19 protein-coding genes are annotated in these 20,790 nt (G+C 41.8%); 17 read left to right on the top strand and 2 right to left on the bottom strand.

All coding sequences use genetic code 11. The features are described from left to right. Positions 1–8: 8 nt before the first annotated feature. On the top strand, positions 9–752 hold the full coding sequence (locus tag ACFOWS_RS12925) for a DUF547 domain-containing protein (protein WP_379765154.1): 744 nt from the start codon (positions 9–11) through the stop codon (positions 750–752). Beyond that, positions 742–1,437, top strand: a complete 696-nt coding sequence (locus ACFOWS_RS12920) for a TIGR04283 family arsenosugar biosynthesis glycosyltransferase (RefSeq protein WP_379765152.1) — start codon at positions 742–744, stop codon at positions 1,435–1,437. The genes ACFOWS_RS12925 and ACFOWS_RS12920 overlap by 11 nt, the downstream gene beginning before the upstream one ends. A 7-nt stretch (positions 1,438–1,444) precedes the next feature. Here ACFOWS_RS12920 and ACFOWS_RS12915 read toward each other — a convergent pair whose 3' ends face one another. Both ACFOWS_RS12915 and ACFOWS_RS12910 read right to left on the bottom strand, forming a co-directional pair. After that, positions 1,445–2,386 carry a hypothetical protein gene (locus tag ACFOWS_RS12915; protein ID WP_379765151.1) on the bottom strand — a complete coding sequence of 314 codons (942 nt, stop codon included), beginning with the start codon at positions 2,384–2,386 and terminating at the stop codon, positions 1,445–1,447. A 102-nt stretch (positions 2,387–2,488) separates the two neighbouring features. Next, a complete protein-coding gene (locus tag ACFOWS_RS12910; protein WP_379765150.1) occupies positions 2,489–3,502 on the bottom strand; it encodes a glycoside hydrolase family 113 in 1,014 nt (337 codons plus the stop codon). Positions 3,503–3,654: 152 nt separating this feature from the next. On the opposite strand from ACFOWS_RS12910, the gene ACFOWS_RS12905 reads away from it, so the two are divergent. The 15 genes from ACFOWS_RS12905 to ACFOWS_RS12835 all read left to right on the top strand — a co-directional run bounded on the left by ACFOWS_RS12905 (position 3,655) and on the right by ACFOWS_RS12835 (position 20,497). Beyond that, positions 3,655–5,004 carry an NAD(P)/FAD-dependent oxidoreductase gene (locus ACFOWS_RS12905; RefSeq protein WP_379765149.1) on the top strand — a complete coding sequence of 450 codons (1,350 nt, stop codon included), beginning with the start codon at positions 3,655–3,657 and terminating at the stop codon, positions 5,002–5,004. A gap of 99 nt (positions 5,005–5,103) precedes the next feature. After that, the gene (locus ACFOWS_RS12900; RefSeq protein ID WP_379765148.1) at positions 5,104–6,723 is read left to right on the top strand and encodes a 4Fe-4S binding protein; all 1,620 of its coding nucleotides are present in this window, start codon (positions 5,104–5,106) and stop codon (positions 6,721–6,723) included. Between the two features lie 76 nt (positions 6,724–6,799). Continuing rightward, positions 6,800–7,489, top strand: a complete 690-nt coding sequence (locus tag ACFOWS_RS12895) for a glycosyltransferase family 2 protein (RefSeq protein WP_379765147.1) — start codon at positions 6,800–6,802, stop codon at positions 7,487–7,489. A 1-nt stretch (position 7,490) separates the two neighbouring features. Beyond that, positions 7,491–8,975 (top strand): cellulose synthase family protein, encoded by a 1,485-nt coding sequence (locus ACFOWS_RS12890; RefSeq protein ID WP_379765146.1) that lies wholly within the window; start codon positions 7,491–7,493, stop codon positions 8,973–8,975. A 5-nt stretch (positions 8,976–8,980) separates the two neighbouring features. Then, positions 8,981–10,333, top strand: coding sequence for a polyprenol phosphomannose-dependent alpha 1,6 mannosyltransferase MptB (gene mptB, locus ACFOWS_RS12885; RefSeq protein WP_379765145.1), 1,353 nt, complete (start codon positions 8,981–8,983; stop codon positions 10,331–10,333). 218 nt (positions 10,334–10,551) lie between these two features. Next, on the top strand, positions 10,552–11,181 hold the full coding sequence (locus ACFOWS_RS12880) for a GNAT family N-acetyltransferase (RefSeq protein WP_379765144.1): 630 nt from the start codon (positions 10,552–10,554) through the stop codon (positions 11,179–11,181). Between the two features lie 77 nt (positions 11,182–11,258). Continuing rightward, complete coding sequence (locus tag ACFOWS_RS12875; RefSeq protein ID WP_379765142.1) at positions 11,259–12,449, top strand: argininosuccinate synthase; 1,191 nt, start codon at positions 11,259–11,261, stop codon at positions 12,447–12,449. Then, positions 12,442–13,416: an N-acetyl-gamma-glutamyl-phosphate reductase gene (argC, locus tag ACFOWS_RS12870; protein WP_379765141.1), complete on the top strand. Its 975-nt coding sequence runs from the start codon at positions 12,442–12,444 to the stop codon at positions 13,414–13,416. Before ACFOWS_RS12875 ends, argC begins: the two co-directional genes overlap by 8 nt. Positions 13,417–13,576: 160 nt before the next feature. Beyond that, positions 13,577–14,371 (top strand): pyrroline-5-carboxylate reductase, encoded by a 795-nt coding sequence (gene proC / locus ACFOWS_RS12865; protein WP_379765139.1) that lies wholly within the window; start codon positions 13,577–13,579, stop codon positions 14,369–14,371. 73 nt (positions 14,372–14,444) lie between these two features. After that, a complete protein-coding gene (locus ACFOWS_RS12860) occupies positions 14,445–15,593 on the top strand; it encodes an aspartate aminotransferase family protein (RefSeq protein WP_379765138.1) in 1,149 nt (382 codons plus the stop codon). Next, on the top strand, positions 15,590–16,528 hold the full coding sequence (locus tag ACFOWS_RS12855; protein WP_379765137.1) for an acetylornithine carbamoyltransferase: 939 nt from the start codon (positions 15,590–15,592) through the stop codon (positions 16,526–16,528). The genes ACFOWS_RS12860 and ACFOWS_RS12855 overlap by 4 nt, the downstream gene beginning before the upstream one ends. Next, the gene (gene argB, locus ACFOWS_RS12850) at positions 16,525–17,304 is read left to right on the top strand and encodes an acetylglutamate kinase (protein WP_379765136.1); all 780 of its coding nucleotides are present in this window, start codon (positions 16,525–16,527) and stop codon (positions 17,302–17,304) included. Before ACFOWS_RS12855 ends, argB begins: the two co-directional genes overlap by 4 nt. Then, on the top strand, positions 17,301–18,371 hold the full coding sequence (locus ACFOWS_RS12845) for a M20 family metallo-hydrolase (protein WP_379765135.1): 1,071 nt from the start codon (positions 17,301–17,303) through the stop codon (positions 18,369–18,371). The genes argB and ACFOWS_RS12845 overlap by 4 nt, the downstream gene beginning before the upstream one ends. 93 nt (positions 18,372–18,464) lie before the next feature. Then, on the top strand, positions 18,465–19,751 hold the full coding sequence (gene argH / locus ACFOWS_RS12840) for an argininosuccinate lyase (RefSeq protein WP_379765134.1): 1,287 nt from the start codon (positions 18,465–18,467) through the stop codon (positions 19,749–19,751). A gap of 197 nt (positions 19,752–19,948) precedes the next feature. Continuing rightward, on the top strand, positions 19,949–20,497 hold the full coding sequence (locus ACFOWS_RS12835) for a hypothetical protein (RefSeq protein ID WP_379765132.1): 549 nt from the start codon (positions 19,949–19,951) through the stop codon (positions 20,495–20,497). Positions 20,498–20,790: the final 293 nt, after the last annotated feature.

The following is a 20,790-nucleotide window of genomic DNA, read 5'->3' as shown; positions in this document are numbered from 1 at the left end:
ATAGACACATGAACATAGTGCTACATCTGTTTCTTGGTTTGTTCTTACTTTCCTGTGGTGGAAAAAAGGAAAAGACAGGGGTTCAGCATACGTCCACAATTTCCAAACCTTCCCATGCGGTATGGAATGTTCTTGTACAACGACACGTAGATGAAACGGGGCTGGTAAATTACGCAGGCTTTAAGAAAGAGAGTGCTCAATTGAGTGGATATTTGGATTACCTGGCCGAACATCCACCCTCCCAAATGTGGTCGAAGGGAGATTCCTTGGCATATTACATCAACCTTTACAATGCCACCACAGTTAAATTGATTGTGGATAATTATCCCTTGGCCAGCATAAAAGATATCCCCAATCGATGGGGTAAAAAATGGATATCAGTGGGCGGCACAAAGCTTTCTTTAAATGATATAGAACACAAAATATTACGGAATATGGACGAGCCAAGAATCCATTTTGCCATCAATTGTGCCTCCTATTCCTGTCCCAATTTATGGAACAAGGCTTTTGTTGCAGAAAAAATAGAACAACAGCTCAACCAAGTGGCCCTCGACTTCGTGAACGACCCTTCAAAAAATAGATTTGAAAACGGTAAGGCGCAACTCTCCGAGATATTTAAATGGTACAAGAAAGATTTTACAAAGGAAACCTCCCTTTTGGAATACATCAATCAATTTTTGAACAACCCCATTAGCAAAGATGCCAATATCGAGTATTTGGATTACGATTGGAGTTTGAACGATGCCAAATAAGAATTCTTCCATTAGCGTAATTATTCCGGTGCTCAATGAAGAATTGTACCTTGGGAAGTTGCTTAATCACCTTAAATCATCATCCAGTAATATCAAAGAGATTATTTGCGTTGATGGTGGCAGTGTAGATAGAACTGTTGAAATTGCAGAGCAAAACGGTGCCAAAGTGATTCACTCAGAAAGAGGAAGGGCCAAACAAATGAACTTGGGTGCCAAACTTTCGAATGGCGATATTCTCTATTTTTTACATGCCGATACGTTTCCGCCCAAAAACTTTGATCAATCTATTTTGAAAGCAGTGGAAAACGGTTTTATGGCAGGCTGTTTCCGAATGAAATTTGACACCAAAAACGTATTCTTGCGGTTTTTTGCTTGGTTTTCCGGAATAAACCTTCTTCTTTGTCGAGGTGGGGACCAATCCCTATTTGTTCACAAACAGCTGTTTGAAAAAACCACGGGATTCAATGAGAGCTATCACATATATGAGGATACTGAATTTATTGCACGATTGTACAAGAATACCAAGTTCAAAGTGGTGCCAGACTTTGTCATCACCTCAGCAAGAAAATATCGGGAAGTGGGGGTCCTGAAGCTTCAGTTCCATTTCGCCGTAATCCATGTAAAAAAGTATTTGGGCGCTGATGCCGAGGAACTGTATCGCTACTACAAGAAAAATATTTCGTAAGTAAAGTTTATTCTTCAATCTCCAAATCAGCAAAATCGTTCATGATGCCATTGGTAAGCATGTTGGCCAGCAATTTTTTGTCAGGCCGCACCGCAATTTTATCTCCAACAGATTTTGGGGATGCATTTTCCATGGTGAGCAAACTGATTGCAGGAAGAACATTCCGTGCCAAATATAGGCTGGCTTTGTCTTCAAAAATCATATTGATGTCTTGGTAAGAATGGTTTGAAACACTGTTCTTTTTAAACACATTCTGAATGTTTGCCGCCAATCTCTGGCCTTCTTCACTCTTATTGTAATGATATACCGCCACATTCATATTTCCTTTTCCAGTGAGCTCGTTGGCCCTTATGACCAATACCCTTTGATACTTGCCAGAATTTTGAATGTAACGCTTGTTGATAGCTTCAACATAATTGCCCATTTTCTTCGTCTGCGTCAAAACGGAATCATCATTGGCAGTCGAAAATTCTGGATTTTTATTGTCTAGAATGTAGACCTTTGCACCATGAACCATTAATTCCGCGGCCAGATTTTGAGTGATTTCGGGCAGAAAATCATTATCCTGTTGTATTTCGCTGTCCACAACCAAATAATACACAGCGTCCTTTAATTTTTCACTTTTCAAGGACATGCTGCCCAACTCTTTGTCAAAAATTGGTTCCTCGATTCCATTTTGGGCCAATATGTGTACGCCGGTTTTCTTGAATGAGTCTGTTGCTTCAGGGATTTGGTACTCCACCCCGACCTGTAAAAAACTTCCGTTCTTTATTTTTCCTTCATTGAGAAGTAGAAATTCCTCATAATGTTTCACAGGGTCCAATCCTTGCTTTCGGAGCAAGGAAAAGATACCGTCCCCCTGCTTTGCAACAACAATATTTGGGTTATTTTGGGCCAATACAAGTGAGCAAGTACATACCCAAAATAACAGGGATGACAAGATTTTCATAATTCTATTTTAGCAAAGAGGGGTGTACTACAAATATGGTAAAAAATACCTTCGGGCAACACTTGGAGGCCTTAAAACTTTGAACAATTCGTATTGATAACCTTAAAGTTTTGATTTCTTAACCTGGGCGTAGTGCTCGCGAATTACAGATTCAGCCGGTTTGTTTTGGGGTGTAAATCTATTGTCGGCATATCCACCGGCCCTATCATGATGTATAAACCACTTCCAAACAAAGCCCCCTGCAAACCAATCTTCGCTCCAAAACTCATCAAAAATTACTTGGGTTGCATCTGCTTGTGCTTTAAGATTCACATTTTCTTTGTTTCTGTCCACCAGCCAAGGCTTCTTTCCAGTATAATCCATGCTTCGATAACCAAACTCGGTGAACAAAATGGGCTTGGACATATCCTTAGAAAATTGTTTCAACTTAACCTTCCAAGGTTGCCATCCGGCCGTTAAGGTTTCAACTGTAGGATTTTGCTTCTCGCACAACGGAAAATAGGCGTTCACGCCCACAAAATCCAACTGGTCCCAAAAAGGTGTTCGGCCATATTCATCCCAATTGGCAGCGTAGGTGAGCTTTCCATGGTAGACTTGCCGTACTTTTTCAATAAGGTTGTTCCAAAACTCAGGGCGGTGTTTTACAAATTCATCCAACTCCGTACCAATACAATACACACTACATTTGGTCTCTTCGGCCAACTTGGCATACATCAAAATGAAATCTTCATACGATTTTTCAAGAGTGCTCCAATCTTCATTCGATGGCATGATCATATCCCCGGTAAATGCCCCTTGCCAAATCCATATTTGGGGTTTTAACATCACTTGTACCCCATTTTTGTGCAACAAATCAATGTACTGTTTGGCACCACGTCTGGTCTCTCCATACCACTGACGGTCCGTATTAAAAGTAAGCTCTGGGGAGTTTGGGTCAGGCATAAAACCAAACGGCATCACTGCGGCATAATTGGCGTGGATTTTTAACAAAGGATCCACATGTGCTTGGGTCACCTCTTCACGTGACCCCACAAAACTAACTCCGTTGATTTTCTCAAAAGATTGACCACTGCATGAAATTAAAATCAAACACCAAACAAAACTTACTAATTTCATAACGAAACTCATTTACCCTAAAAATAACCCTTTAAAGGTTAAGGAATTCTGAAAAATGAAACCGTTATTAAATTATATTCTTTCTAAATTAACCTATTGGGTTAAGTTCATTGAATTTTGTTCGACACATTAGCAACAATCAATCTGACCAAATGGAGCACATTGTCATCATTGGAAATGGTATTGCCGGAGTCACTGCAGCAAGACATATCCGAAAACTTTCGCACAAACGGATTACCATAATATCCACAGAAACCGATTATTTTTTTTCCCGTACCGCATTGATGTATGTGTACATGGGTCATATGAAGTTTGAACATACCCAACCCTACGAAAAAGGATTTTGGAAGAAAAATAGCATTGATCTGGTCAAAGGATACGTCTCGCAAGTACTTCCCAAAGAAAAAAAGCTGTTGTTGAGGGATGGAGAGACTATTTCCTATGACAAATTGGTTATTGCCACGGGATCCAAACCCAACAAATTTGGTTGGCCTGGCCAAGATTTGGATGGGGTACAAGGACTGTATTCCAAACAAGATTTAGATCAACTGGAGGTAAACGCTCCGAACAAACAGGTATGCAAACGTGCGGTGATTGTGGGTGGTGGATTAATTGGCATTGAATTGGCCGAAATGCTGCAAACCCGGGATATCCCCGTAACATTTTTGGTCCGGGAAGACAGCTTTTGGAACGGAGTTCTACCTTCTGGGGAGTCACAAATGATCAATGAGCATATTTTGGAGCACCATATCGACCTAAGATTGGGGGCTTCGCTGAAAGAAATCGTTTCCGATGAAAATGGGCGGGTAAAATCTGTGGTTGTAGAAGAAACTGGTGAAGAAATCCCTTGTGATTTAGTGGGACTCACCGCTGGCGTCACTCCCAATATTGATTTCTTAAAAGATTCGGGAATTGAATTGGGCCGTGGAGTTAAAGTGAACCGATTTTTGGAGACCAACATAAAAGATATCTATGCCATTGGGGATTGCGCCGAGCAGCATGAAGCTATAGGAAACAGACGCCCCATTGAAGCGGTTTGGTACACAGGTCGAATGATGGGTGAGACCGTGGCACAGACCCTATGTGGGAATAAAATGCCCTACAATCCCGGACATTGGTTCAATTCCGCTAAGTTTTTGGACATTGAATACCAAACATACGGTTGGGTATTCTCCGAACGAAGAAAAAAGGCCGAAGAAGTTCATTTTCACTGGAGACATCCCAAGGAGAAACTCTGTATCACTATCGCCTTTCACAGAGATTCAGAAGAATTTTTGGGCATCAATACCTTCGGGATTCGATTACGCCATGAAGTTTTTGACCGCTGGCTTACCGAAAAAAGAAGTATCGAATATGTTGTGGAACATCTGGTTGATGCCAACTTCGACCCAGAATTCTACCGGACGTATGAAAAGGACATCGTGAACCAATTCAATACCAATTTTGGAAAATCCATAATCCTGAAAAAGAAAAGTTTAAAACGCATATTTCAAATGAGTTGAATGGTTTAGGGTTTCTGGGTTTCTTAAAGTAGCTCTAGAGGACTGACTCATGGAATCAATAAAATAAATACAATACGCCTTAAAAATCAAAATAGAACAATGAACTATCAAACGCACAGCCGAAGCATGGCCATTACCGGGGAGCCGCCAAAAAGCTTGAGTACCCATCAAAAAGTTGCCACTTTATTGGGGTTTTTGGGGCTCGGGATTTTAGTGTTGGCAATTTTTAATACCAGCTTTCCAAACAAAACATTGTGGTTGACACTATCGCTTTCAGCCATTTTCTTGGGCACCATTTGGTTCTCATGGGATGCTTATTCCCAGAAGATTCCGGGCATCAAAAATGACGGGGTTTGGTTCAAATCCGTGTCCAGTCGTGGTTTCTGGGCATGGATAGCAGGGATTGCTTTGACCGGATTCTATATCGTCCTTTATTTTTATCCCGAATACTTGGGATTGGTGAGCGATGGCGACAATAAAGGGGTAATCGCCCTTTTTGACCCATTGAGCAAGGCGTTGAGCGGCAATCCCGCCAGTCAGTGGTTTGTGTATGGTACATTGTATACTGTGGCAATTTTAGCCTTCGGGATTAAGTTTCTATGGAAATATCGCCATAATCGGTATGAACGATTGCGCACCTTTAGCGTTATGTTTTTTCAAACTGCTTTTGCGTTCATCATTCCTGAGTTGATGGCTCGTTTGAACGGAGACAAAATTTTAAACGGAGGCAGTTTGCCCTATTACGATTTGAAGAATATTTGGCCGCTCAATTACTACAATTTTGAAAGCTACCGTATTAAGGGATTCCTGAGTGCTGGAGATATTGGACTGGCCCTTTTGATTTTTGGCATTCTCTCCATTTTTGTGATTACCCCCATCCTCACCTACAAATATGGAAAGCGCTGGTATTGTTCTTGGGTCTGCGGTTGTGGTGGACTGGCGGAAACCGCCGGGGACTCGTTTCGGCAACTGAGTGATAAATCCACTTTTGCATGGAAAGTGGAGCGCTGGGTGGTGCACAGTGTAGTGGTTTTTGTCGTTCTAATGACCACCGCGGTGGTATATTCTTATTTAGGAACCGATACCAGCAAATACTGGCTCACCAAAAGCTCTTTTTTAATTGGCGTGGCTGTTTTATTGACTTTGGTTTTTGGGTGGGTGATGCTTTTTAAACGAGACCAACTTCAAAAAGATGCGCAATACGGAGCTATCGGTTATTTTGTGATTATCATGGCGCTCATTGGCATGCACTTTTTTAGTGGTGATGGAAATATATTCCTTTTTAAATCCGAAACCCTGCGTAAATCCTATTCCTTTTTGATTGGAAGCATATTCTCTGGTGTCATCGGAACAGGGTTTTATCCCATTTTTGGAAATAGGGTTTGGTGCCGGTTTGGATGTCCCATGGCGGCTATCCTCGGTTTTCAGCAGCGATTGTTCTCCAGATTCAGAATTACCACCAACGGCGGGCAATGTATTTCCTGCGGAAACTGTTCCGTGTACTGTGAGATGGGTATCGATGTACGGGCCTATGCTCAAAAAGGTGAAAATATTGTGCGTTCCAGCTGCGTGGGATGTGGTATCTGCTCCGCAGTATGCCCAAGAGGGGTGTTGAAACTGGAAAATGGCCCGCTGGAAGGAAGAATTGACAGCAACCAAGTTTTGTTGGGCAACGATGTAGACTTATTGGCGTTGGTGAACCAGAAACAATCGAACTAAAAGATAGACCTCAAAAAACAAATGGAATAGTGTAGTTTTGGCAACCTCAAACCAAAATAAATACCACAGGTAGTCCATGGCGGATATAAAGGTCATCATTCCCGCAATAAACGAAGGAGATTCCATAGGAAAAGTGGTCTCTGAAATTCCTAAGCACGTTTCCGAAATTATCGTAGTTGACAACGGTTCTACCGACAATACCAAGGAAAATGCCAAAAAAGCCGGAGCCACTGTCATCACCGAAACCCGCACCGGATATGGGTCCGCTTGTTTGCGCGGAATTAATTATGTAGAGCAACAATCCAAAGCGCCAGACATTATCGTATTTATCGACGGAGACTACTCGGATTATCCAGAGGAACTGGATAAGGTAGTCGCCCCAATCTTGGAAAATGACATAGATTTTGTGGTCGGCGCTCGAAAAAAGTCGCTGAGGGAACCCGGTTCCATGACGCCACAACAGGTTTTTGGCAACAAATTGGCCACATTTTTAATGAAAATCCTGTTTGGCGCAAGATTTACGGATTTGGGACCTTTTAGGGCCATAAAGTATGAAAAACTCAAAAAATTGGAGATGCAGGACCAAACTTACGGGTGGACGGTGGAAATGCAGCTCAAAGTTCTGAGAAAAAACATGTCATATACCGAAATACCAGTGCGTTATAAACGAAGAATTGGTGTTTCAAAAGTGTCAGGTACGCTAAAAGGTACTATATTTGCTGGCATAAAAATTTTGGGTTGGATTTTTAAATACAGTTTAAAATAATATGGGACTCACAATTGCTCTTATCATTGTTGCTATTTATAGTACAGCCTTAATTTTGATTTTCTTCTACAGTTTGTCACAGTTAAACTTGCTGATCAATTACTTAGGCTATAAAAAGCGAAATGAAGAAGCGCCCAAGTTCAACCTTCTAGATCCCAAGGAAATACCGTTTGTTACCATTCAGCTTCCCATTTACAATGAGGAGTATGTGATGGAGCGTTTGTTGGACAACATTGCCAAAATAGAATACCCAAAAAGTAAGTTGGAAATTCAGGTATTGGATGACTCCACCGATGACTCTGTCATTGAAACGGCCAAACGAATCGAAGAGCTCCAAAAAGACGGACTCGATATACAACATATCCGTAGGGAAAACCGCAAAGGATATAAAGCCGGTGCCCTCAAAGAAGGCTTGGCCATTGCCAAAGGTGAGTTTATCGCCATTTTTGATGCTGATTTCCTTCCTGAAAGTGATTGGTTAAAAAAGACAGTTCCTTATTTCAAAGATGAGGAAATCGGTGTGGTGCAGACCCGTTGGGGGCACATCAACCGCGATTATTCCACCCTCACCCGTATTCAAGCGTTTGCCTTGGATGCCCACTTTACCTTGGAACAAGTAGGTAGAAACTCAAAAGGACACTTTATCAACTTTAACGGTACGGCCGGTATTTGGAGAAAAGAATGTATTCTGGACGCCGGAAACTGGGAAGGGGACACCTTGACCGAAGATTTGGATTTGAGCTACCGCGCCCAATTGAAAAACTGGAAGTTTAAATATTTGGAAGATGTGGAAACTCCTGCTGAATTGCCCGTGGTGATCAGCGCGGCACGTTCACAACAGTTCCGATGGAATAAAGGCGGTGCCGAAAACTTCAGAAAGACAGTTTGGAGTGTAATCACATCCAAGAATATTTCCCTAAAAACCAAGTTTCACGGAGTTATGCACCTATTGAACAGCTCCATGTTCCTTTGCGTATTCATTGTAGCCTTGTTGAGCATTCCCATGCTCTACATCAAAAATACGTATGGCCATTTGGGTTGGATATTTGAGGTGACCAGCTTCTTCATCATCAGTACCATTATTCTCTTCATTTGCTATTGGTTTACGTACAAAAGCATTCAGGGAAGCAGTTTTGACAACTTTGTGGACTACATCAAACTCTTTTTCACCTTCTTCTCTGTTGCACTTGGATTCTCTTTGCACAACACCGTGGCTGTTTTGGAAGGCCATTTGGGCAAGCGAAGTGAATTTGTGAGAACTCCCAAGTTCAACATCAACAGCATAACGGACACTTGGAAAGGCAACAAATATTTGGCGAAAAAACTATCGCCCAATATGATTTTGGAATTTGCTTTGATGATCTACTTCCTATTTGGAATGTACAGTGCTGTTCCTTTGAATGACTACGGATTGTTCCCATTCCATTTGATGTTGTTCTTAGGTTTCGGCTTTGTTTTCTTTAAGTCGCTGACCTCCAAGGCCTAAAACCCATGCAATCTTACTGGCGCTTGCACAAATACCCGATACTCTTTGTCATCGGGAGCTTGTTGTTCTATGCAAGTTTTGGTTATGATTTGGTCCGCACCGATTTTATAAAACTGCTCACGCTTTTTGCTGGGCTGTTCTTTTTTATGGTCAAACTCATGCAGTTTGAAAAATGGAACTTTAAGTTCCTTTTGGTCGCAGGAATTCTATTTCGATTGATTTTTTTGTTTTCCGAGCCTAACCTTTCCCAAGATTTTTATCGATTTATTTGGGATGGGGAGCTCATCAAAAATGGGCTTAACCCCTACCTCCATACCCCAAATGACCTGATAGGTAAATCTAGTTTGGCCATTGCCAATGCCCAAGAACTCCACACCAATATGGGGGCGCTCCATGCCAAAAACTATAGCAACTACCCACCTATCAATCAGCTACTGTTTGCTCTGGCGGCTATTTTAGGTGGAGGTAGCATTTTGGGTTCAATCATAGTTATGCGATTGACCTTGATTTTGGCTGATATCGGTGTCCTATACTTCGGAAGAAAATTGCTCCAAAACCTCAACCAATCCACACATGTGTCCTTTTGGTATTTCTTGAACCCTTTGGTCATTATTGAATTAACAGGCAACCTCCATTTTGAAGGGGTTATGTTGTTTTTTCTGGTTTGGGCCTTGTACCTCATTTCAAAAAAGAAATGGATTCTTGCCACGCCGATGTATTCTCTCTCAATCATGGTTAAGCTCATGCCCTTGCTATTCTTGCCCATCTTTCTAAGATACTTTGGGGTTAAAAAAAGTGTCATGTTCTACGGGCTTGTGGGAGTGGGATGTGTTTTGTTGCTTCTACCTTTTTATGCACCATCCTTTATCGAGAATTACTCCGAAACCCTAAAACTTTGGTTCTCCAATTTTGAGTTCAATGCGAGTATTTACAACATCATCAAAAAAATTGCAGTGGTCAATTATGAATCCAAACCTTGGGAATTAATTGAGTCCTATGGAAAAATCATCACCAAAGTAATTCTGGGCATCACCTTGCTCATCACCTTCCTTCGGAAAAACAACACGCTGGAAAGTGTGATCACCGCAATGGTTTTGGTATTATCCTTCTATTATTTTCTGTCCAGCACCGTGCATCCTTGGTATGTTGTTTTTCTGATGGGCCTCTCGCTGTTTACAAAATATCGTTTCCCACTTGTTTGGTCCTTGGCCATTGTGCTTAGTTATCAAGCGTATTCCAACCCCGATTTCAAGGAAAATCTCTGGCTATTGGCCATTGAATACATTTTGGTCATTGGCTTCTTTATTTATGAAATAATAAGTAGAGGTTCAAAAAAGTTATATTTCTTCAAAAAATAAATCAATCTTTAGGTCAGTTGGAATTAATTTGTACTTTTATCCCACAATGAAAGGACAAGAATACATATTTACAGCTTTGAGCAACCCTGCTCCAGTCCGTCCATTTTCTCCACGTCGTCGCCCGTAAGGGTGCACTAATATCTATGGAAATAGGTGAGTCCATTTCCGCAAAACCATCAAAACATCAATTTTTAATTTTATCTGTTTAATCGCTTGCAATGGATATTGTAATTGCTAACGAATCACATTTTAAATACGCCCAGATTATCTGCGATACTATTGCAGATTCTGCCAAGGTGCGTGGTACAGGAATTGCCAAACGTACCCCTGAGTATATCATGAAGCGTCTCCAAAATGGCAATGCCGTTATTGCTTTGGACGGCGATACATTTGCCGGGTTTTGTTATATCGAGGTTTGGGGCAACAAAGATTTTGTCGCCAACTCTGGGCTTATTGTACACCCAGATTATAGAAACCAAGGCTTGGCCAAAAAAATTAAGAAAGCCATTTTTGAGCTTTCCCGGAAGAAATTCCCTGATGCCAAAATTTTTGGGATTACTACTGGGTTGGCCGTCATGAAGATGAATTATGAGCTTGGATATAGACCCGTAACCTTTTCGGAGCTTACCGATGACCCTGACTTTTGGAAAGGCTGCCAAACCTGTAAAAACTTCGACATTCTTACGCGTACCGAACAAAAAATGTGCCTGTGCACCGGAATGCTTTACGATGCCAATGAAAAAAAGAGTGAAAAAGATACAGAATCCAAAAAATTGAATGGGAAGGCCTTTCAACGATTAAAGAATATAAAAGAAACTCTTTTCTTAAAGAAGAAACAAAAACCATAATGTCAGTTCGAGCGCAGTCGAGAACGACATAACATCTCGACTGCGCTCGATGCGACACCCAAATTTGAACAAGCAGAATGAAAAAATTAGTTTTAGCCTATAGCGGCGGATTGGACACCTCCTATTGTGCCAAATATCTATCCAAAGAAGAAGGATTTGAAGTACACGCCGTAAGCGTTAATACCGGTGGATTCAGCAAAGCTGAAATTAAGGAGATTGAGGAAAAAGCGCTTGCTTTGGGGGCAACTACCTATACCTCCATCAATGCCATTTCTAATTTTTATGAAAAAGTGGTAAAATACCTCATTTTTGGAAATGTCCTCAGAAACAACACCTATCCCCTTTCCGTAAGTGCGGAACGAATTGTTCAGGCCATTGAAATTGTAAATCACGCTAAAAAATTAGGCGCACAATATATTGCCCACGGAAGTACCGGGGCTGGAAATGACCAAGTACGGTTTGACATGATTTTCCAAATATTGGCTCCAGAAATTGAAATCATCACCCCAATTCGGGATAAACGATTGGCCCGGGAAGAAGAAATCAATTACCTGCAACAAAACGGAATCGATTATTCGTGGGAAAAGGCCAAATATTCCGTCAACAGAGGTTTGTGGGGCACATCGGTTGGGGGCGAAGAAACTTTGACATCGCATCTTGCGTTGCCGGAAAAAGCCTATCCAAGTCAATTGGAAAAAGAATTGCCCAAAGAATTAAAACTGACTTTTAAAAAAGGAGAACTTGTAGCCTTGGATGGCGAACAGGATTCACCTGTTGCCAATATTGAGAAATTGGAGGCCATTGCATCCAAATATGCTATTGGCAGGGATATTCACGTGGGTGATACCATTATCGGAATCAAAGGCCGGGTTGGTTTTGAAGCGGCTGCCCCGTTGATCATCATCAAGGCCCATCATTTGTTGGAAAAACATACGTTGAGCAAGTGGCAACAGTATCAAAAAGAGCAAATGGCCAATTTTTATGGCATGTTGTTGCACGAAGGGAATTATCTGGATGAAGTGATGCGAAATATTGAGGCCTTTTTAACCGATACCCAAAAGAACGTTTCGGGGGATGTTTTTGTAACGCTTCATCCTTACCGATTTGAATTGAATGGAATCGCTTCAGACCATGATTTGATGAATGCTTCCTTTGGAAGTTATGGGGAAATGAACAAAGGTTGGACTGCGGATGATGCCAAAGGCTTCATCAAAATCTTATCCAACTCAGGGAAAATTGCGAACCACGTAAACCAAAAGCATGATTAAAGCAGGAATAATAGGCGGTTCTGGGTATACAGGTGGAGAACTCATCAGATTGTTATTGAACCATCCTGAAGCCGAAATCGATTTTGTGTATAGCACCACACGGGCGGGAAAACCCATCACCTCTGCCCATCAAGATTTATTGGGGTTGACCGATTTGGTCTTTTCGGGAGAAATCAACCCAAATGTAGATGTCGTTTTTCTATGCTTGGGCCATGGTAATTCAACTTCCTTTTTGAATGAGAACACCTTTTCAGTATCAACAAAAATTATAGACCTCAGCAACGATTTTAGATTACAGGCTGATTCCAATTTTAATGGCCAGCGATTTATTTATGGACTTCCTGAATTGAACAAGTCGGCTATACAAGCTGCGGATGCCATCGCCAATCCCGGTTGTTTTGCCACCACAATTCAATTGGCCTTATTGCCTTTGGCAAAGGCTGGGTTATTAAAGAACGATGTGCATACCAACGCCGTGACCGGAAGTACAGGAGCAGGGGTTGGATTATCGGCCACTTCACATTTTAGTTGGCGGAACAACAACGTTTCTTGGTACAAACCATTTACCCATCAACATTTGGGTGAAATCGGGGAGAGTTTGGGTTCTTACGGGAATCCAGTTGGAAAATTGTTGTTTTTACCCAACAGAGGAAACTTCACCCGAGGAATTTTAGCAACATCGTACACCACTTTTAAAGGTGAATTAAAGGAAGTAAAAAACCTGTATAAAGATTTTTATAAAGATGCCCCTTTCACCCATGTTTCAGATGATGAAATCCATCTAAAGCAAGTAGTGAATACGAACCAATGTCATATTCATTTGCACCAACATGAAGATTTGATTTTGGTGACCTCGGCAACGGACAATTTGCTGAAGGGCGCCTCTGGCCAAGCCGTACAGAATATGAACCTGATGTTTGGTTTCCCTGAAATCGAAGGGCTATTGTTAAAAGCAGGCGTTTTTTAATGGATTTAAGTAGAACGTCACCCTGAATTCATTTCAGGGTCGCATAAAATTTATGACAATCTTTTTGATGAGATGCTGAAACGAGTTCAGCATGACGACAAGAGATCGAAGGGTAAAATAAACAGATTCCCGTCTTCACGGGAATGATAAAAAGTTAAATATGAAAATAGCAATCATAGGAGCGGGAAACTTGGGATTGGCCATTGCCAAAGGGATTTTGCATACCAACGGCGCCACCACCATGTACCTCACCAAACGAAATACCAAATCCATCCAAGATTTTGAAAAATACGGGAACGTTACGGTTACTTCAGACAACGAAGAAGCGGTAAAAAACTCGGACATTCTCATTTTTGCGGTACAACCGGGTCATTTCACCTCCATTTTGGAGAAAACAAAGGACCTACTCACCGAAAAGCACGTCATCATTAGTACCATAACGGGTTTTAGCATTCCTAAAATTGAAGACATCATCGGTTCGGACAAATTTATCATACGCAGTATGCCGAATACAGCTATTTCTGTGGGGAAATCCATGACCTGTATCTGTAGCAACGAACTTGGAAAAAAACGAATTGATTTGGCCAAGGCCATTTTTAACCGAATGGGCCACACCATGGAAATTCCAGAGGAACAAATGCAGGCCGCTACGGTTATCTGTGCGAGTGGAATTGCCTTTTGGATGCGGTTGATTCGTGCTACCACCCAAGGTGCCATTCAGTTGGGATTTGATGCCAAGGAAGCCCAAGAGTTGGCCATGCATACCTGCAACGGAGCAGCTAGTCTTCTCATTGAATCCGGCAGCCACCCTGAAGAGGAAATTGATAGGGTTACCACACCCAAGGGTTGCACCATTGAAGGATTAAATGAAATGGAACACCAAGGATTGAGCTCCTCGCTTATTCGAGGCATTGTGAGTTCCTTTGAAAAAATCAGTCAAATTAAAAAAGGATAAACCTAAAATGTTCCCATGAGAGCCCGCACTGAGCGAAGTCGAAGTGGGACTTTAGGGGTGTAAAAACAAAACAATGAAATTATTCGACGTATATCCGCTTTATGATGTTACCCCGGTTTCTGCCAAAGGCATTGAAGTTTGGGATGATAAAGGCCAAAAATATTGGGATTTTTATGGCGGTCACGCCGTTATTTCCATAGGGCATACCCATCCGCATTATGTAAAACGAATCAAGGATCAATTGGATAAAATCGCCTTTTATAGCAATTCCATCCAAAACCCTATTCAGGAAGAATTGGCGGAAAAGTTAGGTCAACTTTCCGGTTGTTCGGACTACGACCTGTTTATGTGCAATTCTGGTGCGGAAGCTAATGAAAATGCGCTGAAAATGGCATCGTTCCACACAGGAAAATCCAAGGTCATTGCGTTTAACAATAGTTTTCACGGAAGAACCTCAGCAGCGGTTGCCGCTACAGACAACCCTAGCATCAATGCGCCCATCAACAAGCAGCAGGCGGTTACCTTTCTCCCACTGAATGATTTTGATGCATTCGAAAAAGCGATTTCATCCAGTGAATATTGTGCCGTGATTTTGGAAGCCATTCAAGGTGTGGGAGGATTGGACGAACCTACCACGGAGTTCTATCAATTCATTGCCAAAAAATGTAAGGAGTATCATGTTGTTCTGATTGCAGATGAAGTCCAATCTGGGTATGGAAGAAGCGGTAAATTTTTTGCTTTTCAGCACCATTTGGACACTTCGACTACGCTCAGTGTCCAACCGGATATCATTTCCATCGCAAAAGGAATGGGCAACGGCTTTCCTGTAGGTAGTGTATTGATTCATAAGACTTTTAAACCTTCCTACGGGCTTTTGGGAACCACTTTTGGTGGAAACCATTTGGCTTGCGCCGCGAGTTTGGCTGTTTTGGAAGTATTGGAAAGCGAAGGGCTCACCGAAAATGCAGATGAATTGGGAGCCTATTTCAGGGAAAAGGCCCAAGAAATTCCAGAAATCAAGAACGTAAAGGGCCGAGGATTGATGATCGGTCTTGAGTTCGATTTTGAAGTGGCCGAACTCCGAAAAAAACTGATCTATGATCAGCATATTTTTACCGGCAGTGCCAAAAACAAGAAGTTATTGCGGTTTTTACCCGCATTGAACATCACCAAAGAACATGTAGACCTATTTTTTGAAGCTCTGCAAAACGCATTAAAATGAGACATTTTTTATCCGTAAACGATATTGAGTCACTCCCCGATTGGGTGGACGAAGCCATTACCTTAAAACAAAATCCCTATCAATTTGAAGATTTAGGGAAACGCAAAACGGTGTGCCTGTTGTTTTTCAACAATAGTCTACGGACACGGTTGAGCACACAAAAAGCAGCCATGAACCTGGGAATGGAAGTCATGATCATGAATTTTGGCAGTGAAAGTTGGGTCTTGGAGTACCAAGATGGGTCTGTAATGGACCAAGGCACTTCAGAGCACATCAAGGAGGCTGCCCAAGTGGTTTCCCAATATTGCGACATTGTTGCCATTCGTGCCTTTCCCGATTTAAAGGACAGGGAAAAGGACGAAGCTGAGGAAGTGCTTTCTGGTTTTGCCGAATATGCTACGGTTCCTGTGGTAAATATGGAAAGTTCTACGGGTCATCCTTTGCAGGCTTTGGCAGATGCCATAACTTTAGCAGAGCACACCCCAAAGGCTAGACCAAAAGTTGTTTTGTCTTGGGCGCCCCATCCAAAGGCTTTGCCTCATGCCGTAGCCAATTCATTTACCCAAATGATGAAGTTGCAGGATGCGGAATTCATCATCACCCACCCCAAAGGGTATGAACTCAACCCTAAAATCACCCAAGGGTGCCAAATTGAGTACAATCAAGAAAAAGCACTCAAGGATGCCGATTTTGTCTATGTGAAAAACTGGAGCAGCTACACCAATTATGGCAAAGTACTGCACCAAGACCTAAACTGGACCATGACGCAACAAAAATTGGGACAAGCTAAATTTATGCACTGCCTTCCTGTGCGGAGAAATGTTGTTGTGGAAGATGCGGTTTTGGATGGCAACAACTCGTTGGTAATCAACCAAGCATTGAATAGAACCTTTTCGGCACAGATTGTACTGAAAAAAATATTGGAAGCCTTATGAAACAAACACTATCCATCGTAAAAGTAGGGAGCAACCTCATTGAAGATGATAAGGGGTTCGTCCGAATTTTAGAGCTTTTTTCCAAATTGCCGGGGAACAAAATCATGGTGCACGGAGGAGGAAAAAAAGCCACACAGATTGGCAACAAACTGGGTATTGAGGCCAAAATGATCAACGGCCGAAGAATAACCGATGAAAAAAGTTTGGAAATCGCCGTTATGGTCTACGGTGGATTGGTAAGTAAACAGATTGTCGCCCAATTGCAGGCTTTCGGCACCAACGCCATAGGTATGAGCGGAGCGGATGCGAATGCCATTCTGGCCCATAAAAGACCGGTTACCAAGGTTGATTTTGGCTTCGTGGGCGATGTGGACAAAGTAAACGCCTATGGTATTTTTAAACTGTTACAGGCTGGTTTTACCCCAATTTTTTGTGCTTTGACACACGATGGAAAAGGACAGTTGTTCAACACCAACGCCGATACCATTGCTGCCGAAGTGGCCATTGCCATGTCGGACCAGTTTGACACCACACTTTACTACTGTTTTGAAAAGAAAGGTGTGTTGGAGGATGTGGAGAATGAAAATTCGGTCATTACCCATATCAATTCCAAAACGTACGAAGAACTTTTGGCGTATGGCATTATCTCCAATGGAATGTTACCCAAAATGCACAACTGTTTCTACGCCCTCAAAAATCAAGTAAAGAAAGTATGTATCGGAGATATTGATATGCTGGAAAAAGGTAACCCAAATTTTACTACCGTAACATTATGAAAATCAATCAAGAAACATTGACCGAAAAAGCTATTGAGCTGCTAAAGGAACTCATTTCAATTCCATCCTTCTCGGGTGAAGAGGATAAAACCGGCGATGCCATTGAAACCTTTTTACAGGGTTTCGGGGTGAAAACCGAGCGGCAATACAATAATATATATGCCTTCAACAAACATTTTGATGCGTCCAAACCCACCTTGCTTTTGAACTCGCACCATGATACCGTAAAACCAAACAGTGCCTATACCAAAGACCCTTTCCACCCCCATATTGAGGATGGTAAATTGTATGGTCTCGGCAGCAATGATGCCGGTGGTTGTTTGGTATCGCTTTTGGCCACTTTTGTCCATTTTTATGAAATGGAGGGGTTGAGCCATAATATTGTTATGGCTGCCACTGGAGAGGAAGAAGATGCAGGCGAAAAAAGTATTCGGGCGTTGTTACCCATCCTTCCCGAAATAAACGTTGCGGTTGTGGGCGAGCCCACTTTGATGGATTTGGCCATTGCCGAAAAAGGCCTTGTGGTCTTTGATGCTGTTGTGGAAGGAACCCCCTCACATGCGGCACATCCTAACGATAACAATGCCATTTACAATACCATTAATGTGCTACAGTGGTTCAAGGACTATACGTTTGATAAAGTTTCCAATGCTTTGGGCGAAGTAAAACTGACCGTTACACAAATCAATGCCGGAAAGCAGCACAATGTGGTACCTGCGCAAGTGGACTTGGTGGTGGATGTTCGGGTGAATGATTGCTATTCCAATCAGGAGATTTCAGATATGTTGCAAAAGGAAGCACCTTGCAAAATGACGCCCCGCTCCTTGCGATTGAATTCATCCTGTATTAGCCCCGACCATGATTTGGTAAAAAGTGGTCTGGACCTGGGGAGAAAAACGTATGGTTCCCCAACACTTTCAGATCAGGCGGCGTTGAGTTGCCAATCCGTGAAATTGGGGCCTGGAGACAGTACACGTTCGCATTCGGCGAATGAATTTATTTATGTAAACGAAATTGAGGAAGGCATCGACCTTTATATCAAAATCCTTTCTGGATTTTTACAATAAGAATACGAAAATTGGGCCCTGAGCGAAGTCGAAGGGCAATGGATACCGAAATTATTAGATTCCCGCCTTCGCGGGAATGACAAACAAGAAAATATGAAACTCTGGGACAAAGGTTTTAGTACCGATAAAAAAATAGACCATTTTACCGTTGGAAATGACCGCGAATTGGATTTGGTCTTGGCGAAATACGACGTCATAGCCTCCACCGCTCACGCCAAAATGCTGGCCCAAGTGGGATTGATTTCCGAAGAAGAATCCGAAGACTTGGTGAAGGCTTTGGGAAGCATTGGAAAGGATATTGACAAAGGCAAATTTACCATTGAGGATGATTTTGAGGATATGCACTCCAAAATTGAATTTCTCCTCACTGAAAAATTGGGCGATACCGGAAAAAAAATTCATTCGGCCCGTTCCCGAAACGACCAGGTTTTGGTCGCTATGCAGTTGTACCTCAAGGATGAGTTGACCGAAATCACTACGCAAGTAAAATCTTTGTTTGATTTATTGCTGGATTTGGCCGACAAGCACAAAAATGTGTTGCTGCCCGGTTACACCCATTTGCAGATTGCCATGCCTTCCTCATTTGGACTTTGGTTTTCGGCCTATGCTGAAAGTTTGGTGGACGATCTGTACTTTGTACAGGCGGCACATAAAGTGGCGGACCAAAATCCGTTGGGAAGTGCGGCTGGATATGGTAGTTCCTTCCCCATTGACCGAAGTTTCACCACCGCCGAAATGGGGTTTGACACCTTAAAATACAATGTGGTGGCCGCCCAAATGGGTCGCGGCAAAGTGGAAAAAGCAGCCGCATTCGGAATTTCGAGCGTAGCTGCGACGCTGTCCAAAATGGCCATGGATATTTGCCTCTACATGAGCCAAAATTTTGATTTTATCTCCTTCCCCAATGAACTTACTACGGGAAGCAGCATCATGCCACACAAAAAGAACCCGGATGTTTTTGAACTGATTCGGGCCAAGTGCAACAAAATCCAGTCGGTGCCCAATCAGCTCACCCTGATCATGAACAACTTGCCCAGTGGATATCATAGAGATCTACAATTGGTAAAGGAAGTTATCGTCCCCGCGCTACAGGACATGCAGGCGTGTCTGGAACTGATGACCTTTAGTTTAAAGGAAGTTAAAGTGAACCCCAACATTCTGGAAGACTCCAAATACGATTATCTCTTCAGTGTAGACACCTTAAACGAACTCGTAAAAAGTGGGATGCCGTTCAGGGATGCCTACAAAACCATGGGCAAGGCTATAGAAAATGGCAATTTTAAACCCAAACGAGACATTGAACATACCCACGAGGGCAGTTTAGGGAATTTGTGCTTGGAAGAGATCCGTCTGAAAATGGAGAAGGCGCTGGATTCCTAAAAGCTCATCTTTTTTTAGCAATCTATATATTCATAGGATAAATCTGTCCATTTGGGCTGGATTTAAGTAGTAAAAATCCTAACTTCACGTATCGGTCAATATAAATCACTATGTACTGAGCGTAGCCTAAGTATTAAAACAGATTCATATCCTTATAGCTAGCATACATTTCCAAATTCAATAAAATTATCAAATCATTGGACCAAATAATTCTTAAGCAAATCTCTTTAATTGTAAGTGATAACAAAGAATTATTAAAGATACCTATCAGACAAAAAGCCAAATTTGAGGGATGGTTGAAATTTGAATTGGCCAACCGACTCGAAAACATTGGAATGGAAAATGTGGAGGTCGAATCTCAAAATGGTTTTGGACACAATCGAGCGGACATTTCATTTTTTAATAATGGACGTTATCATCAGGTCGAATTGAAAACTTCTAACACAAATTGGAAAATTGACGGAATAAGTAATAACAGTAGACCAATTACGAAAAATATTAAATCAATAGTAAGAGATGCAAAAAAATTAAACTCAGCTCAGGGAATTGTTGCTTTTGTATTGTTCCCAATTCCATCAAATGACACCAGATGGAAAGTCTATATTGAGCGGATTAAGGACAAAACCGGACTTGAAATTGATTATGACAAGAATTGTAAACTTGAACAAGTGAATATAGATAAGAACAGGACTTGTGAATTACTTGTTTGTTCGTTTTTATCTCGAAAATTTGACAATTGGAGATAAAAAACTTAGGCTAACACGGTTTATAATTAATTGTGGGCGGATTTCCCAAAATGGAAGTCTTTGCAATTAACTATCTTCAGTACAGACGTATATTTTCCACAGAAAAAGTCCGTAACGAAGCCATACACAAATCGATATTGCCATTTTAAAATCCCTCCTTTTTTCAAATCATTTGGTTGCATTAAAAACGCAAAAGGCTCTGAATTTTTAAAAACTGATTTTTCTTTTTAGCCAGTAATCAACTCATAGGGCGCATCTGTCAATTTGGGTTACTTTTTAAAGGTTAAAAATGG

This window comes from Flagellimonas marina, from assembly GCF_042651185.1.
GTDB lineage: Bacteria > Bacteroidota > Bacteroidia > Flavobacteriales > Flavobacteriaceae > Flagellimonas > Flagellimonas marina.
The sequence above is the reverse complement of the archived record's forward strand: the minus strand, read 5'-3'. Positions and strand labels throughout refer to the sequence as shown.

What these genes read in the sequence shown, in the direction of transcription:
- ACFOWS_RS12860 (WP_379765138.1), top strand. Translation starts at nt 14,445, where the DNA reads ATGAAATTATTCGACGTATATCCGCTTTATGATGTTACCCCGGTTTCT.
- ACFOWS_RS12915 (WP_379765151.1), bottom strand. Translation starts at nt 2,386, where the DNA reads ATGAAAATCTTGTCATCCCTGTTATTTTGGGTATGTACTTGCTCACTT.
- proC (WP_379765139.1), top strand. Translation starts at nt 13,577, where the DNA reads ATGAAAATAGCAATCATAGGAGCGGGAAACTTGGGATTGGCCATTGCC.
- ACFOWS_RS12895 (WP_379765147.1), top strand. Translation starts at nt 6,800, where the DNA reads ATGGCGGATATAAAGGTCATCATTCCCGCAATAAACGAAGGAGATTCC.
- ACFOWS_RS12920 (WP_379765152.1), top strand. Translation starts at nt 742, where the DNA reads ATGCCAAATAAGAATTCTTCCATTAGCGTAATTATTCCGGTGCTCAAT.
- ACFOWS_RS12845 (WP_379765135.1), top strand. Translation starts at nt 17,301, where the DNA reads ATGAAAATCAATCAAGAAACATTGACCGAAAAAGCTATTGAGCTGCTA.
- argB (WP_379765136.1), top strand. Translation starts at nt 16,525, where the DNA reads ATGAAACAAACACTATCCATCGTAAAAGTAGGGAGCAACCTCATTGAA.
- ACFOWS_RS12900 (WP_379765148.1), top strand. Translation starts at nt 5,104, where the DNA reads ATGAACTATCAAACGCACAGCCGAAGCATGGCCATTACCGGGGAGCCG.
- ACFOWS_RS12855 (WP_379765137.1), top strand. Translation starts at nt 15,590, where the DNA reads ATGAGACATTTTTTATCCGTAAACGATATTGAGTCACTCCCCGATTGG.
- argH (WP_379765134.1), top strand. Translation starts at nt 18,465, where the DNA reads ATGAAACTCTGGGACAAAGGTTTTAGTACCGATAAAAAAATAGACCAT.
- ACFOWS_RS12890 (WP_379765146.1), top strand. Translation starts at nt 7,491, where the DNA reads ATGGGACTCACAATTGCTCTTATCATTGTTGCTATTTATAGTACAGCC.
- ACFOWS_RS12875 (WP_379765142.1), top strand. Translation starts at nt 11,259, where the DNA reads ATGAAAAAATTAGTTTTAGCCTATAGCGGCGGATTGGACACCTCCTAT.
- argC (WP_379765141.1), top strand. Translation starts at nt 12,442, where the DNA reads ATGATTAAAGCAGGAATAATAGGCGGTTCTGGGTATACAGGTGGAGAA.
- ACFOWS_RS12880 (WP_379765144.1), top strand. Translation starts at nt 10,552, where the DNA reads ATGGATATTGTAATTGCTAACGAATCACATTTTAAATACGCCCAGATT.
- ACFOWS_RS12905 (WP_379765149.1), top strand. Translation starts at nt 3,655, where the DNA reads ATGGAGCACATTGTCATCATTGGAAATGGTATTGCCGGAGTCACTGCA.
- ACFOWS_RS12925 (WP_379765154.1), top strand. Translation starts at nt 9, where the DNA reads ATGAACATAGTGCTACATCTGTTTCTTGGTTTGTTCTTACTTTCCTGT.
- mptB (WP_379765145.1), top strand. Translation starts at nt 8,981, where the DNA reads ATGCAATCTTACTGGCGCTTGCACAAATACCCGATACTCTTTGTCATC.
- ACFOWS_RS12910 (WP_379765150.1), bottom strand. Translation starts at nt 3,502, where the DNA reads ATGAAATTAGTAAGTTTTGTTTGGTGTTTGATTTTAATTTCATGCAGT.